18 protein-coding genes are annotated in these 14,968 nt (G+C 62.3%); 7 read left to right on the top strand and 11 right to left on the bottom strand.

Translation table 11 applies throughout. The features are described 5' to 3' along the window. The 3 genes from LO50_RS15050 to tldD form a co-directional block, all read left to right on the top strand. On the top strand, positions 1-1,201 hold a 1,201-nt coding region (locus tag LO50_RS15050), incomplete at its 5' end, for a YhdP family phospholipid transporter (RefSeq protein WP_272867662.1). Between the two features lie 37 nt (positions 1,202-1,238). Then, positions 1,239-2,084, top strand: a complete 846-nt coding sequence (locus tag LO50_RS15045) for a carbon-nitrogen hydrolase family protein (RefSeq protein WP_044315502.1) — start codon at positions 1,239-1,241, stop codon at positions 2,082-2,084. A gap of 2 nt (positions 2,085-2,086) precedes the next feature. Further along, positions 2,087-3,529, top strand: coding sequence for a metalloprotease TldD (tldD, locus tag LO50_RS15040; RefSeq protein ID WP_044315501.1), 1,443 nt, complete (start codon positions 2,087-2,089; stop codon positions 3,527-3,529). A gap of 64 nt (positions 3,530-3,593) precedes the next feature. On the opposite strand, the gene yjgA is transcribed toward tldD, so the two are convergent. Further along, on the bottom strand, positions 3,594-4,115 hold the full coding sequence (gene yjgA / locus LO50_RS15035) for a ribosome biogenesis factor YjgA (RefSeq protein ID WP_044315500.1): 522 nt from the start codon (positions 4,113-4,115) through the stop codon (positions 3,594-3,596). Between the two features lie 112 nt (positions 4,116-4,227). Here yjgA and pmbA point away from each other — a divergent pair, with 112 nt between their 5' ends. Beyond that, positions 4,228-5,574 (top strand): metalloprotease PmbA, encoded by a 1,347-nt coding sequence (pmbA, locus tag LO50_RS15030; RefSeq protein WP_023445918.1) that lies wholly within the window; start codon positions 4,228-4,230, stop codon positions 5,572-5,574. 50 nt (positions 5,575-5,624) lie between these two features. On the opposite strand, the gene LO50_RS15025 is transcribed toward pmbA, so the two are convergent. From LO50_RS15025 to LO50_RS14980, 10 genes are all read right to left on the bottom strand, one after another. Then, the gene (locus LO50_RS15025) at positions 5,625-5,897 is read right to left on the bottom strand and encodes an HPr family phosphocarrier protein (RefSeq protein WP_014821387.1); all 273 of its coding nucleotides are present in this window, start codon (positions 5,895-5,897) and stop codon (positions 5,625-5,627) included. Positions 5,898-5,910: 13 nt separating this feature from the next. Continuing rightward, positions 5,911-6,768: an RNase adapter RapZ gene (gene rapZ, locus LO50_RS15020; protein ID WP_014821386.1), complete on the bottom strand. Its 858-nt coding sequence runs from the start codon at positions 6,766-6,768 to the stop codon at positions 5,911-5,913. Beyond that, on the bottom strand, positions 6,769-7,233 hold the full coding sequence (gene ptsN, locus LO50_RS15015) for a PTS IIA-like nitrogen regulatory protein PtsN (protein WP_014821385.1): 465 nt from the start codon (positions 7,231-7,233) through the stop codon (positions 6,769-6,771). It abuts the gene before it with no gap. 7 nt (positions 7,234-7,240) lie between these two features. Further along, positions 7,241-7,549, bottom strand: coding sequence for a ribosome hibernation-promoting factor, HPF/YfiA family (gene hpf / locus LO50_RS15010; protein WP_003302844.1), 309 nt, complete (start codon positions 7,547-7,549; stop codon positions 7,241-7,243). Between the two features lie 73 nt (positions 7,550-7,622). Next, positions 7,623-9,137: an RNA polymerase factor sigma-54 gene (locus LO50_RS15005; RefSeq protein ID WP_014821384.1), complete on the bottom strand. Its 1,515-nt coding sequence runs from the start codon at positions 9,135-9,137 to the stop codon at positions 7,623-7,625. 146 nt (positions 9,138-9,283) lie between these two features. Continuing rightward, complete coding sequence (gene lptB, locus LO50_RS15000) at positions 9,284-10,009, bottom strand: LPS export ABC transporter ATP-binding protein (RefSeq protein ID WP_003302842.1); 726 nt, start codon at positions 10,007-10,009, stop codon at positions 9,284-9,286. Then, the gene (gene lptA / locus LO50_RS14995) at positions 10,009-10,554 is read right to left on the bottom strand and encodes a lipopolysaccharide transport periplasmic protein LptA (protein WP_044315499.1); all 546 of its coding nucleotides are present in this window, start codon (positions 10,552-10,554) and stop codon (positions 10,009-10,011) included. Before lptA ends, lptB begins: the two co-directional genes overlap by 1 nt. Then, positions 10,541-11,113, bottom strand: coding sequence for an LPS export ABC transporter periplasmic protein LptC (lptC, locus tag LO50_RS14990; protein ID WP_003302839.1), 573 nt, complete (start codon positions 11,111-11,113; stop codon positions 10,541-10,543). The genes lptA and lptC overlap by 14 nt, the downstream gene beginning before the upstream one ends. 8 nt (positions 11,114-11,121) lie before the next feature. Next, a complete protein-coding gene (locus tag LO50_RS14985; RefSeq protein WP_041014836.1) occupies positions 11,122-11,646 on the bottom strand; it encodes a KdsC family phosphatase in 525 nt (174 codons plus the stop codon). Continuing rightward, on the bottom strand, positions 11,647-12,621 hold the full coding sequence (locus tag LO50_RS14980; RefSeq protein WP_003302836.1) for a KpsF/GutQ family sugar-phosphate isomerase: 975 nt from the start codon (positions 12,619-12,621) through the stop codon (positions 11,647-11,649). 281 nt (positions 12,622-12,902) lie between these two features. On the opposite strand from LO50_RS14980, the gene LO50_RS14975 reads away from it, so the two are divergent. The 3 genes from LO50_RS14975 to mlaD are packed head-to-tail and all read left to right on the top strand — an operon-like array spanning position 12,903 to position 14,966. Beyond that, a complete protein-coding gene (locus LO50_RS14975; protein ID WP_044315498.1) occupies positions 12,903-13,718 on the top strand; it encodes an ATP-binding cassette domain-containing protein in 816 nt (271 codons plus the stop codon). Continuing rightward, the gene (gene mlaE, locus LO50_RS14970; RefSeq protein WP_003302833.1) at positions 13,711-14,508 is read left to right on the top strand and encodes a lipid asymmetry maintenance ABC transporter permease subunit MlaE; all 798 of its coding nucleotides are present in this window, start codon (positions 13,711-13,713) and stop codon (positions 14,506-14,508) included. Before LO50_RS14975 ends, mlaE begins: the two co-directional genes overlap by 8 nt. After that, positions 14,508-14,966 (top strand): outer membrane lipid asymmetry maintenance protein MlaD, encoded by a 459-nt coding sequence (gene mlaD, locus LO50_RS14965; protein WP_003302832.1) that lies wholly within the window; start codon positions 14,508-14,510, stop codon positions 14,964-14,966. Before mlaE ends, mlaD begins: the two co-directional genes overlap by 1 nt. The last annotated feature ends 2 nt before the right edge of the window (positions 14,967-14,968 follow it).

Genomic DNA, 14,968 nt, shown 5'->3' with positions numbered 1-14,968 from the left:
CAATCTTCCGGCCAGTGCCGGGCTTTATGTCAGGGGGCGCCTGCCGCAGCTCGACTTGAAAGCCTGGCAGGCGGTGCTCGAACAGCACGGCAAGGCACAAGCGCAGCAGACGACTGGCTCGCTGCTGCGCCGGGCGCAGGTCGATATCGATCGTTTCGAAGGTTTTGGCACCCGGATCGACAATCTTGGGCTGGACCTGCGGCGAATGAGGGAAGCCTGGGACCTTGGCCTTCGCAGTTCGATCATCAGCGGCTCGGTTCGCCTGCCAGATGCCGAGGGCGGCATCATCGTTGCCGATCTCCAGCGCCTGCGTCTGCCGGCTGCCGCGCAATCCGACGAGGCGGTCAAGGAACGACCCGATCCGCTGGCTGATGTCGACCCGCAAAGCCTGCCGGCAATGGATGTCGCAATCGAACGGGTTTCCCTGGGCGACGATGTGCTCGGCGCCTGGGCGTTGAAGCTGCGCCCGGTCAGCGGCGGGGCCGAGTTTCGCGATATCGCTCTCGACCTCAAGGGCCTGAAGATTACCGGGAACGGCGGCTGGGGCAGTGCGCAGACCTGGTACAAGGGCCGCCTAGAAGGGCGCAATCTCGCTGACGTATTGCTCGCGTGGGGCTTTGCGCCTTCGGTGACCAGTGACAGTTTTCGCCTGGATGTGGATGGGCAGTGGCCTGGTTCGCCGGCTTGGTTCGCCATGGCGCGCTATTCCGGCAGCATGCGACCTCGGCTGCGCAAGGGGCAGTTTGTCGAGATCGACGGCAGCGCCCAGGCGCTGCGCGTGTTCGGCGTGCTCAACTTCAATTCGATAGGGCGCCGCCTGCGGCTGGACTTCTCCGATCTGTTCAGCAAGGGGCTCAGTTACGACCGGCTGGATGGGCGGTTGCTGGCCAAGGAGGGTGTGTTCAATACCCGCGAGCCCATCACTGTCAGCGGTCCGTCGACCAACCTCGAGCTGGATGGCAGGCTGGATATGGCGCGTGACGAGATCGACGCCAAGTTGCTGGTTACCTTGCCGATCAGCAACAACCTGCCGCTGGCGGCGCTGATTGTCGGCGCACCGGCGATCGGCGGGGCGCTGTTCGTGGTGGACAAGCTGCTCGGCGACCGCGTGGCGCGTTTCGCCAGCGTACAGTACGACGTCAAGGGGCCTTGGCAGGCGCCTAAGATCAGCTTCGACAAACCATTCGAAAAGCCCAACTGATCCGCATCGAGCCGGGTCTTTCAGCATCGGGGATAGCATGTCCTTAGCCGTGATTCAGATGGCCAGCCAGGCGGATGTAACGCTCAATCTGGCCCGCGCGCGCGAGCTGCTCGAGCAGGCGGCCGAAGCGGGCGCGCGGCTGGCGGTGCTACCGGAGAACTTCGCCGCAATGGGCCGCAGCGATCTGCCGCAACTGGGTCGCGCCGAAGCCGCTGGCGACGGGTCGATCCTGCCCTGGTTGAAACAGGTCGCCCGTGACCTCAGGTTGTGGATCGTAGCCGGCACCTTGCCGTTACCGCCCGACGACGACCCGCAGGGCAAGCCGAATGCCTGCTCTCTGCTGTTCGATGATCAGGGGCAGCGGGTGGCGCGCTACGACAAGCTGCATCTGTTCGATGCGGAGGTCGCTGACAACCGTGGTCACTACCGTGAATCGGACGACTATGCGGCGGGGCAACGGCTGGTGATCGCCGACACACCGGTTGGACGCTTGGGGCTGAGCGTGTGTTATGACCTGCGTTTCGCCGAGCTGTATGGTGCGCTGAGGGCGGCAGGTGCCGAGTTGATCAGCGTGCCGTCGGCGTTCACCACGGTGACCGGTGAAGCGCACTGGGCGACGTTGATTCGTGCCCGTGCCATCGAGACTCAGTGCTATATCCTGGCTGCCGCACAGGGTGGAGAGCATCCTGGTGGTCGCCTCACCCATGGGCATTCGTCTATCGTGGACCCATGGGGCCGTCTGCTGTGCGAGCAGGCGACTGGCGAGGCGGCTTTGGTTGCCGCTCGGGATGCGTCCGAACAGGCTGCCATCCGCCAGCGAATGCCGCTGCAGCGCCACCGCCGATTTTCCGTACCGTGCCTGGCCACGGACCGTTTGGAGTGAATATGAGTGAACTGCTGTTACCTGTCACCGAGCGACTGCTGACACCTGGCGGCCTGGGTATCGATGACCTGCCAGGCTTGCTCGGTGAACTCGCCGGGCCCGGCGTGGATGCGGCGGACCTGTACTTTCAGGATCAGGTTTCCGAGTCCTGGGTGCTCGAGGATGGCATCGTCAAGGAGGGCGGCTTCCATCTGGAGCAGGGCGTCGGCGTGCGCGCACTGTCCGGCGAGAAAACCGGTTTCGCCTACAGCAACGCGATCACTGCCGATGCATTGCGTCAGGCGGCTCAGGCTGCACGCTCCATCGCGCGCAGCGGCCAGCAAGGCCAGGTCAAGGTGCTGTCCAGGGCGGCATTCGCGCCGTTGTACGCGCAGGACAATCCGCTCGACGGGCTCGGCCGTGCCGAGAAGGTCGAGCTGCTCAAGCGCATCGACGTCGCGACCAGGGCGCTGGACCCTCGCATCAAGCAGGTGACTGTAAGCCTGGCGGGCGTCTGGGAGCATATCCTGGTGGCCGGAATGGACGGTGGTATGGCGGCCGACATCCGCCCTCTGGTGCGTTTCAACGTCAGCGTGATCGTCGAGCAGAACGGCCGCCGCGAGCGCGGTGGCCAGGGTGGCGGCGGGCGTACCGGCTACCAGTACTTCCTCAGCGAGGATCGCGCCATGGGCTACGCCCGCGAGGCACTGCGTCAGGCGCTGGTCAACCTCGAAGCGGTGCCGGCACCGGCCGGTTCCTTGCCGGTTGTGCTTGGGCCTGGCTGGTCCGGCGTGCTGTTGCACGAGGCCGTCGGCCATGGCCTGGAGGGTGATTTCAATCGCAAGGGCAGCTCGGCCTACAGTGGCCGGATCGGGCAGAAGGTGGCGTCCAGCCTGTGCACCATCGTCGATGACGGTACCCTGGCGGATCGCCGAGGTTCGCTCAGCGTCGATGACGAAGGCACGCCGACCCAATGCACCACGCTGATCGAGAACGGCATTCTCAAGGGTTATATCCAGGACAAGTTAAACGCCCGCCTTATGGGCGTCGCGCCGACCGGTAACGGCCGCCGCGAGTCTTACGCGCATCTACCGATGCCGCGCATGACCAACACCTACATGCTGGCCGGCGAAAGCGATCCGCAGGAAATCATTCGCTCGGTGAAGAAGGGCATCTACTGCGCCAGCCTCGGCGGCGGTCAGGTCGACATCACCAGCGGCAAGTTCGTCTTCTCCACCAGTGAGGCCTATCTGATCGAGGACGGCAAGATCACCGCGCCGGTGAAGGGCGCGACGCTGATAGGCAATGGCCCCGAGGTGATGAACCGGGTGTCGATGGTCGGTAACGACCTGGCGCTCGACAGCGGTGTCGGCACCTGTGGCAAGGATGGGCAGTCGGTGCCGGTGGGCGTCGGCCAGCCGACCCTGAAGATCGACGAGATAACCGTAGGCGGAACGGGTGCGTGAAGCCGCGGCGAGTGCCAGCCGCGAGCTTCAAGGGTAGAGGTTGAGGTACGGGTTGAGATTGCCGTCAGCGCAAGCCGCGTTTGGCTTCGTCCAGTTCGCGGATGTACTTGAATATCTTACGGCTGGCGGCCGGCGGCTTGTTGCGCGCCGCCTCGTGCTGGGCGTGGCGGATCAACCCGCGCAGATGCTGGCGGTCGGTCTCGGGGTACTCGGATACGAACGCTTCCAGGGTGGCGTCGTCACCGCCGATCAGACGGTCGCGCCAGCGCTCCAGCGCATGGAAGCGCTCGTTGTATTGGCGCGTCGAGGCGTCCAGTTGATCGACCAGCGCGAGAATGGCATCGACATCCTGGTCGCGCATCAGCTTACCGATGTACTGGATGTGCCGTTTGCGCGCGATATGCGCCTTGTGTTTCGGCGCGTCGACCAGCGCCTTCTGCAACGCGTCGCTCAGCGGCAGGCGAGCGATGAGGTCAGGCTTGAGGGTAGTTAGCCGCTCGCCTAGCTCCTGCAGGGCAAGCAGCTCGCGTTTGACCTGGGACTTGCTTTTTTCGTCGAAATCGTCGGCGTCGGAGTGTTCAGACATGGGGATGGTCCACTAGGAAATGCCGCCATGATAACAGCAGCCCTGGCAGCAGGCTTCAGAGGAGCGGCGCCAGGTTGCAACTTGATTCGATTGCAGTGGTTTGGGAGTGCTTATGAGTGAAGTAGAGGGCATCGGCCCGCACGCGCTGCCCGGTTTGCGCGAGAAGGTCGAGCGCATCATCGAGGAAGCGCGCCGGCAGGGCGCCAGCGCCAGCGAGGTTTCGGTCTCCATGGAGCAGGGGCTGTCGACCACAGTGCGTCAGCGCGAGGTGGAGACGGTCGAGTTCAATCGCGACCAGGGCTTCGGCATCACGCTCTATGTCGGCCAGAGCAAAGGCACTGCGAGCACCACCGGCAGTGGTGACGACGCCATCCGTGAAACCGTAGCCGCCGCGCTGGCCATCGCCAGGCATGCCTCGGAGGACGAATTTGCTGGCCTCGCTGACGCTACGCTGATGGCTCGCGAGCTTCCCGATCTCGATCTTTACCATCCGTGGGCGGTCACCCCCGAACAGGCCATCGAGCAGGCGCTCAGCTGTGAAGACGCCGCGTTCGCCTTCGATCAGCGTATCCGCAACGCAGACGGCACTACGCTAAATACCCATCAGGGCTGCCGCGCCTATGGCAACAGCAACGGCTTCATCGGGGGCTATTGCAGCAGCCGTCACAGCCTGAGTTGCGTGATGATCGCCGAGAGCGAAGGGCAGATGCAGCGTGACTATTTCTACGACGTCAATCGCATCGGCGAGGCGCTGCTCGACCCGCAGACCATCGGCCGGCGTGCAGCCGAGCGTGCCGTGCGACGTCTGGGCGCGCGCCCGGTTCCTACCTGCGAAGTGCCGGTACTTTTCGCCCCCGAGCTGGCGACCGGTCTGTTTGGCCACTTCATTGCAGCGATTTCCGGCGGAAATCTCTACCGCAAGGCGTCCTATCTCGAGGATGCCCTGGGGCAGACGCTGTTTCCCGAGTGGCTGAGCCTCGATGAGCGTCCGCACATTCCCCGTGCCCTCGGTAGTGCCAGCTACGATGGCGATGGCCTGGCAACCTATGCCAAGCCGTTCGTGGAAAACGGTCGCTTGCTCTCCTATGTGCTTTCGACCTATTCCGGACGCAAGCTCGGTATGCCCAGTACGGCCAACGCCGGGGGTGTGCACAACCTGTTCGTCAGCCATGGGGAAGAGGATCAGGCGGCGTTGATCCGGCGCATGGGCCGAGGCCTGCTGGTAACGGAGCTGATGGGACAGGGCCTGAATCTGGTGACCGGCGACTATTCTCGTGGCGCCGGCGGCTACTGGGTCGAGAATGGCGAGATCCAGTTCCCGGTACAGGAAGTAACGATTGCCGGAAATCTGCGCGACATGTTCCGCCAGATCGTGGCGGTCGGTTGCGATGTGGAAACGCGCGGCAACGTGCGGACCGGCTCGGTGCTGGTCGAGCGAATGATGGTCGCTGGCAAGTAAGGTAGGCGCGGCGCGGTCGGCAACGATTCGCGCCGCTGTGGCAAGGTGGTCTACTCGCCTTCTTCGAAATAGTCGTCGATCAGCGCGGTCAGCGCGTTCAGTGCGTCCTCTTCCTGTTCACCTTCGGTGTCCAGGTGCACGGTGGTGCCTTTGCTGGCGGCGAGCATCATGACCGCCATGATGCTCTTTCCGTCGACCAGCGTGGCCGGACAGCGGCCAACGCGAATCTTGCAGGGGTAGCGATTGGCAACGGCGACGAACTTGGCGGCAGCGCGCGCGTGCAGGCCGAGTTTGTTGATGATGGTGACTTCGCGGGCGGGCATGGTGCAGGTATTCCTAGGCGAGGTCCCGATGACGGACCTGCAGGTTCTTCAGCGGTTCTCTCAACGCCTGGCCTAGCCGCTCGGCCAGGTAGACCGAGCGATGATGGCCGCCGGTGCAGCCGATGGCGATGGTGACATATGCGCGGTTGCTGGCTGCAAAGCGCGGCAGCCATTTGCTCAGATAGCCGTGGATATCCTGGAACATTTCTTCCACGTCGGCCTGGGCGCTGAGGTAGTCGATCACCGGCTGGTCTAGCCCGGAAAAGTCGCGAAGCTCGGCTTTCCAGTAAGGGTTGGGCAGGCAACGTACGTCGAACACGAGATCGGCATCGACCGGCATCCCGCGCTTGAAACCGAATGACTCGACCAGAAAAGCGGTGCCCGGCTCAGGCTTGTTGAGCAAGCGCAACTTGAGCACGTCGCGCAGCTGATAGAGATTGAGATGGGTGGTGTCAATCTTCAGGTCGGCGTGATCAATGATCGCTGCGAGCAGCAACTCCTCATCATGGATCGCTTCGGCCAGAGAGCGATTTTCGTTGGTCAGTGGATGGCGGCGGCGGGTTTCCGAGAAGCGCTTGAGCAGGGTCTCATCGTCGGCGTCCAGATAGAGCACATCGCACTGGATATGCCTGGCGCGGACTTCTTCGAGTAGCTCGGGGAAGCGCTTGAGCTGGCTGGGTAGGTTGCGCGCGTCGATCGACACGGCGACCTGCGGATGCAGCAGCTCAGTGTGCAGCAGGGCGCGCTCGGCAAGCTCAGGCAACAGTCCGGCAGGCAGGTTGTCGATGCAATAGAAACCGTTGTCCTCAAGCACGTTCAGTGCAGTGCTCTTGCCCGAACCCGAGCGTCCACTGACGATGATCAGCCGCATCTATGCCCCGTTCTGCACGTCGACCACTACCTGGTAGAGGCTTTCGTTGCTCGGCGCCTGGCGCAGTCGTTGGCGTACGTCTTCGCGGTCGAGCATGCTGGCGATCTGGCGCAGCAGTTCGAGATGCTCGTCGGTGGCGGCCTCCGGTACCAGCAGGACGAACAGAAGGTCCACCGGCGCGCCGTCGATGGCGTCGAAATCCACTGGCGTCTGCAGGCGCAGAACGGCGCTCAGCGGAGCATTGCAGCCAACCATGCGGCAGTGCGGGATGGCGATGCCGTTGCCGAAGCCGGTCGAGCCGAGCTTCTCGCGCGCGATCAGGCTTTCGAAGATGGTCTGGGAATCGAGATCGATAAGGTCCTGGGCGATCACCTTGGCGATCTGTTCCAGGACGCGCTTCTTGCTACCGCCCGGGACGTTCACCAAGGAACGCCCGGGGGTGAGGATGTTTTCGAGTCGGATCATATTGGAGTCAGCGGGTGACAGCGCCCTGTGTGTGGTCGAGCTGCTTCTCCTTGTGCTTGATCAACTGGCGATCGAGCTTGTCGACCAACAGGTCGACGGCAGCGTACATGTCTTCGTGATCGGCGATGGCCACGACTTCGCGGCCTGCGACGTGCAAGGTTGCTTCGGCTTTCTGCTTGAGTTTCTCGACCTGGAGGATCACCTGAACGCTGATGATGCGGTCGAAGTGGCGAGCAAGCCGATCGAATTTCTCCTCGATGTAGTCACGCAGGGCATCGGTTACTTCCAGATGAACACCGCTGATGTTGACTTGCATACTGCTATCTCCTTTGCCTTGTACGAAGAGCAGGTTGGTAGGCCTGCGCCGGGACAGTTCGACCAGGGGCCGATCACAGTAGACGTTTGCGCTCGCTGGATGGTGCGATACCGAGCGACTCGCGGTACTTCGCAACTGTGCGGCGGGCCACCTGGATGCCCTGCGCTTCCAGTAAACCAGCGATCTTGCTGTCGCTCAACGGCTTTTTCTGGTTTTCGGCGGCGACCAGTTTCTTGATGATCGCGCGGATCGCGGTGGACGAACATTCGCCGCCTTCCGCCGTGCTGACGTGGCTGGAGAAGAAGTATTTGAGTTCGTAGATGCCGCGTGGCGTGTGCATGTATTTCTGCGTGGTCACGCGGGAGATGGTCGACTCATGCATGCCCACCGCCTCGGCGATGTCGTGCAGTACCAGAGGCTTCATCGCCTCGTCACCATGCTCGAGGAAGGCGCGCTGGTGTTCGACGATCTGAGTCGCCACCTTCATCAGGGTCTCGTTGCGGCTGAGCAGGCTCTTGATGAACCAGCGCGCTTCCTGCAGCTGGTTGCGCATGAAGGTGTTGTCCGCACTGGAGTCGGCGCGTTTGACGAAGCCGGCGTATTGCGCGTTGACGCGAAGGCGCGGCATGGCTTCCTGATTCAGCTCGACCAGCCAGCGATCATTGTGCTTGCGCACGATCACGTCGGGCACCACGTATTCCGGTTCGCTCGCCTCGATCTGCGACCCCGGGCGCGGGTTCAGGCTCTGGATCAGTTCGATGACCTGGCGCAGATCGTCTTCCTTGATCTTCATTCGCCGCATCAACAGGCTGTAATCCCGGCTGCCGAGTATGTCCAGATAGTCGCTGACCAGACGCTTCGCTTCGCTCAGCCATGGTGTGCGGTCGGGCAGTTGGCGCAGCTGCAACAGCAGACACTCGCGCAGGTCACGTGCGCCGATGCCGGCCGGTTCGAATTGCTGGATACGACGCAGAACGACCTCGACCTCGTCGAGTTCGATTTCCAGCTCGGGATCGAACGAGTCGACGATTTCCTGCAGCGTCTCTTCGAGATAACCCTGTTCATTGATGCAGTCGATGAGGGTGGTCGCGATCAGTCGGTCGGTGTCGCTCATTGGCGCGAGGTTCAGCTGCCACAGCAGATGGCTCTGCAGGCTTATGCCGCTCGACGTCCGGCTGGTGAAATCCCACTCGTCGTCATCGTTGCTGGGCAGGCTGCTGGCGCTGGTCTGGTAGATGTCTTCCCAGGCAGTGTCGACCGGAAGCTCGCTGGGAATCCGCTCGCCCCAGTCGCCGTCGCTGTCGTCCAGGCTGTCACTGCTATGAGAGGGCTCCTCGTAGGTGCTTTCCTGGCTGCTGCTCTTCTCGGTGACGGTGTCGCCTGGCCGTTCAGCGGCCTCGGCCATAGGGTCGGAGCTGTCGAAGTCGTCTCCGTCTTCTTCGCGCTCGAGCATGGGATTGGAGTCCAGCGCCTCCTGGATCTCCTGTTGCAGATCGAGGGTGGATAGCTGGAGGAGCCTTATGGCCTGTTGCAGCTGCGGTGTCATCGTCAGCTGCTGGCCCATCTTCAGGACTAGCGATGGTTTCATGGCAGAGGACTTCGAACCTTTTATGCCGGCGCAACCGCGCCCATTCCGACATGCCGTGCGCGGGGCGCCGGCAGAAAGCAAATTATATGCCTGCCGATGAAGCCTTTGCCTAGAGCCGATTTGCCGAGCCGAGCAAAAAATCCGCCTTACAGGCGGAATTCGTGGCCCAGATAGACTTCCTTGACCAGCTGATTGCTCAGGATGGTCTGCGCATCGCCCTCGGCAATCAGTTGCCCGTCGTTGACGATATAGGCCGTCTCGCAGATATCCAGGGTCTCGCGGACGTTGTGATCGGTGATCAGCACGCCGATGCCCTTGGCCTTGAGGTGATGGATGATCTGCTTGATATCGCCCACCGAAATCGGGTCCACGCCGGCAAAGGGTTCATCAAGCAGGATGAACTTCGGTGCCGTGGCCAGTGCGCGGGCAATCTCCACGCGGCGTCTTTCACCACCAGAGAGGCTCATGCCGAGGCTGTCGCGGATATGGTTTATATGGAATTCCTGCAGTAGGCCTTCCAGCGCCTGCTGACGGCCGTTGCGGTCCAGATCCTTGCGGGTCTCGAGAATGGCCATGATGTTATCGGCGACCGAGAGCTTGCGAAAGATCGAGGCCTCCTGTGGCAGGTAGCCAATGCCGGCGCGTGCGCGGCCGTGCATCGGCAGGTGGGTGACGTCGTCCTGATCAATCAGCACGCGGCCCTGGTCGGCATTCACCAGGCCGACGATCATGTAAAAGCAGGTGGTCTTGCCGGCGCCGTTGGGGCCGAGCAGGCCGACGATCTGCCCGCTTTCAATGGACAGGCTGACATCGCGCACGACCTGCCGGCTCTTGTAGCTCTTGGCCAGATGCTGGGCTTTGAGAACGGCCATTACTCGGGCTGCTCCGCAGCCTGAGCGTTTTTGCGCGGCTGGATCACCATGTCCACGCGCGGGCGCGGCGTGGTGACATCGGCATTGGTGGCGCGCCCGGCGTTGACGATCTGCCGACGGGTGTCATAGACGATCTTCTCGCCTTCGAAGGTGTTGCCTTCCTGAACGACCTTGGCCTGATCGATGAGCACGATCCGCTCGTTGGCGGCGAAATACTGGATGGTCAGGCCGTAGGCTTTGACGATCTCCTTGTCCACCGCAGGCTTCTGCTCGTAGTAGGCCGGCTTGCCGATGGAGGTGAAGACTTCGACGTCGCCGTTGTCATCCTGGGTAATGGTCACCGTGTCGCCGGTGATCTTCATCGTGCCCTGGGTGATGACCACGTCGCCGCGGTAGACCGCCACGCCCTGTCGGTCGTCCAGTTCGGCGGTGTCGGCTTGAACGCGGATTGGTTGTTCACGATCCTCGGGAAGCGCCCAGGCGCTGGCGCCAAGCCAGAATGCGCTCAAACCGAGCAGGAGGGGGAGAGTCTTAACGCAGCTCATGCTGGCCTCTTACGTTGGACAGCAGGAGCATCCTGCCGTCATCCATGTACGCTTTCATGCCGGTTGCCGTGGTCACGCCATTGGCGGCCTCGATTCTAACGGCTTGGTTTGTCTCGGCATAATCCTTCTCCGGCCATACCGTCAGGCGGCTGGTGGTCAGGATCGTCGGGCGCCCTTTGGCGTCGGTTCGCTCGACCTTGACCTGATCGATCAGCAGCACCTCGTCGCCTTCGGCCGATACTTCGCCGCGCTCACTGCGCACGTGCCACGGCAGTTCGGTGCCGCGATAGGACAGCAGATCCGGTTTGGTCAGCAGGCTGATGTCGCTCGCCTTGATGTGCTCGAGCTTGTCTGCGGTCAGTTCGTAGTTGCGCTTGCCGTCGGGCTGATATTGCACCGTGCGGGAATTGATCACATAGAAGTCGACATCAGGCGTTGCGCCACTGGCGACGGACGGCTCCTGCATGAAGCTTTCCGGCCGGATGTTCCAGTAGCCGACCGCCACCAGCAGGGCGGCGATCAGCGTCAGCAGTACAGCGAAGCGCATTTTGCGAAGCATGCCGACCCCTACAGATATGCGTTTTGCGCGGCGGCCAGGGTGCCCTGCGCGCGCATGATCAGTTCGCAGAACTCGCGTGCCGCACCCTCGCCACCGCGGGCCAGGGTAACGCCATGGGCATGTTCACGAACGAAGGTGTCGGCGCTGGCCACGGCCATGCCGAGGCCTACGCGGCGTATCACCGGCAGATCAGGCAGGTCGTCACCGAGATAGGCTACTTCAGAGTAGCTCAGGCCAAGTTCGGTCAGCAGTTCGTCGAGCACGACCAGCTTGTCCTCGCGGCCCTGATAAAGGTGCTGGATACCGAGGTTCTGCGCTCGACGCTCTACCACGGGCGTCTTGCGCCCGCTGATGATCGCGGTGCGCACGCCGGAGTTGATCAGCATCTTGATGCCGTGGCCGTCCAGTGTGTTGAACGTCTTGAACTCGCTGCCGTCGGTCAGGAAATAAAGACGGCCATCGGTGAGCACGCCGTCGACGTCGAAGATCGCCAGGCGGATGTCGCGGGCGCGCTGCAGGAGCTGCTCGTGCATTTACATGACCCCCGCGCGCAGCAGGTCATGCATGTTCAGCGCGCCCACCGGCAGCTCCTGCTCGTCGACCACCACCAGCGCACTGATCTTGTGGTCCTCCATGATCTTCAGTGCTTCGGCGGCGAGCATTTCGGCATGGGCGGTCTTGCCATGTACGGTCATGATTTCGTCGATGCGCGTCTGGCGAACGTCGACACCCTTGTCCAGTGCGCGGCGCAGGTCGCCGTCGGTGAAGATACCAGCGAGCCGTCCGTCCGCTTCGACGATGACGGTCATGCCCAGGCCCTTCTGCGTCATTTCCAGCAGGGCATCGCGCAGCGATGTGCCGCGCGGAACCTTCGGCAAGCGCTCGCCGGTGTGCATGACGTGCTCGACTTTCAATAGCAGGCGACGGCCCAGCGCACCACCCGGGTGAGAGAAAGCGAAATCTTCGGCGGTGAACCCGCGGGCCTCGAGCAGCGCGATAGCCAGGGCATCGCCGAGCACCAGGCTGGCGGTGGTGGAGGAGGTCGGCGCAAGATTCAGTGGGCAGGCTTCGATGGCGACACTGGCGTCCAGATTCACCGCGGCGGCCTTGGCCAGCACCGAGTTGGGGTTGCCGGTCATGCTGATCAGGGTGATGCCGAGCCGCTTGATCAGCGGTAGCAGAGTGACGATCTCGCTGGTGGTGCCGGAGTTGGAAAGGGCGAGGACGACATCGTCCTGAGTGATCATGCCCATGTCGCCATGACTGGCCTCGGCAGGATGCACGAAGAAGGCGGCGGTGCCGGTGCTGGCCAAGGTGGCAGCGATCTTGCGGCCGACGTGCCCGGACTTGCCCATGCCAACCACCACCACACGGCCCTTGCAGCCAAGGATCAGCTCGCACGCCTGCACGAAATCGGCATCGATACGTGCGTTCAACTGCTCAACCGCCTCGATTTCCAGGCGGATGGTGCGTTGCGCGGTTTCGATCAATTGGCTGCTCTGGCTCATGGCTGGCGAGGTCGTCCGATTAAAAGGCGGGGATTATAGCGAGAAACCGCTGCGTGCTCATGGAAAATGTCGGTGCGTCACGGTCGGCGCGCAAAGCGATTCGATCAGCCTGAGCTGAACCGAAGCTGAACGGCGCGTGGCTAGCAATCTGCCGAAACGCTCATCGGTTTGGGCGGCCTCCGGCGCAATGCTATAGTGCGCCGCCGAAAACGGTCAGGGCAGAAAGTATCCCAGCGTCATCGGGAGCCGTCTGCTTCGCAGACTGTATGCAAGGAGACCAGATGAGCGCCTGCAATGACTTCGCTGTCGAGCTGAAGGGAGTGACCTTCAAGCGAGGCGAGCGCAGTATTTTCAACGATGTCGATATCGCCATACCGCGAGGGAAGGTCACGGCCATCATGGGGCCGTCCGGTTGTGGCAAGACGACGCTGTTGCGCCTTATCGCTGCGCAATTGATGCCGTCGCGCGGGGAAGTCTGGGTGGCAGGCAACAATCTGCCGAGCCTCTCGCGCAGCGAGTTGTTCGATATGCGCAAGCAGATGGGTGTGCTGTGCCAGAGCGGCGCGCTGTTCACCGATCTCGACGTGTTCGAGAACGTGGCGTTTCCGCTGCGGGTGCACACCAGGTTGCCGGACGAGATGATCCGCGACATCGTGCTGATGAAGCTCGAAGCGGTGGGGCTGCGTGGCGCCATCGAGCTGATGCCCGACGAGCTGTCCGGTGGTATGAAGCGGCGTGTCGCGCTGGCGAGGGCGATTGCCTTGGACCCGCAGATTCTGATGTATGACGAACCCTTCGCCGGACAGGATCCGATTGCGATGGGCGTTCTTGTGCGGCTGATTCGCCTGCTCAACGACGCACTGGGCATCACCAGTATCGTGGTCTCCCACGACCTGGCCGAAACCGCGTCCATTGCCGACTACATCTATGTGGTGGGCGACGGCCAGGTGCTTGGCCAGGGTACGCCGGCGGAGCTGATGGAGTCGCACAATCCGCGCATCAGGCAATTCATGACGGGCGCAGCCGACGGGCCGGTGCCATTCCATTTTCCTGCACCGGCCTATGCCGACGATCTACTGAGAGGCACCGATGCGTAAGCGTTCGTTGTTGGATCGGATTGCCCTGCTCGGTCGCGCCGGACTGGATGTGCTGGCAGCCCTAGGGCGCTCGACGATATTTCTGGTGCATGCGCTATTCGGGCGAAGCGGGCTGCGTAACGGCTTTTCGCTGCTGGTCAAGCAGCTCTATTCGGTGGGTGTGCTGTCGCTGGCGATTGTAGTTGTCTCCGGCATCTTCATCGGCATGGTGCTGGCGCTGCAGGGCTATAACATTCTCAGCAGCTACGGCTCCGAGCAGGCGGTTGGGCAGATGGTCGCGCTGACCCTACTGCGCGAGCTCGGTCCGGTGGTTACTGCGCTGCTGTTCGCCGGGCGTGCCGGCTCGGCTCTGGCGGCCGAGATCGGCAATATGAAGTCGACCGAGCAGCTCTCGAGCCTGGAAATGATCGGAGTCGATCCGCTCAAGTACATCATCGCACCGCGCCTCTGGGCCGGTTTCATCTCACTGCCGCTACTGACGCTGATCTTCAACGTGGTCGGCATCTGGGGCGGGGCGATGGTGGCGGTGGAGTGGCTCGGTGTTTACGAAGGCTCGTTCTGGGCCAACATGCAGAACAGTGTCGACTTCAGTTCCGATGTACTCAACGGCGTTATCAAGAGCGTCGTCTTTGCGCTGGTGGTGACCTGGATCGCTGTATTCCAAGGCTACGACTGTGATCCGACCTCCGAAGGTATCAGCCGTGCCACCACCCGGACCGTGGTTTACGCCTCGCTGGCGGTACTCGGCCTCGATTTCATTCTGACCGCGTTGATGTTTGGAGATTTCTGATGCGTATCCGCACACTGGAAATGGGTGTCGGGCTGTTCCTGCTTGCCGGCCTGCTGGCCTTGCTGCTGCTGTCGCTGCGCGTCAGCGGGCTGAGCGTTACCAATGCCGATACCTACAAGCTGTATGCCTATTTCGACAATATTGCCGGATTGACTGTCCGATCCAAGGTGACCATGGCCGGCGTGACGATCGGCAAGGTCACCGCGATCGACCTGGATCGTGATAGCTACACCGGACGAGTGACGCTGGAAATCCAGCAGGATGTCGACATCCTGCCCGCCGACTCGACGGCTTCGATCCTTACCGCAGGACTGCTGGGCGAGAAGTACATCGGCATCAGCGTCGGCGGCGAGGAGGAGTTGCTCGCGGATGGCGACACCATTCAGGACACCCAGTCCTCACTGGTGCTCGAGGATCTGATCGGCAAGTTCCTGCTCAACTCGGTTAATAAAGATTGAAG

The organism is Stutzerimonas stutzeri, from assembly GCF_000935215.1.
Lineage (GTDB): Bacteria > Pseudomonadota > Gammaproteobacteria > Pseudomonadales > Pseudomonadaceae > Stutzerimonas.
The sequence above is the reverse complement of the archived record's forward strand: the minus strand, read 5'-3'. Positions and strand labels throughout refer to the sequence as shown.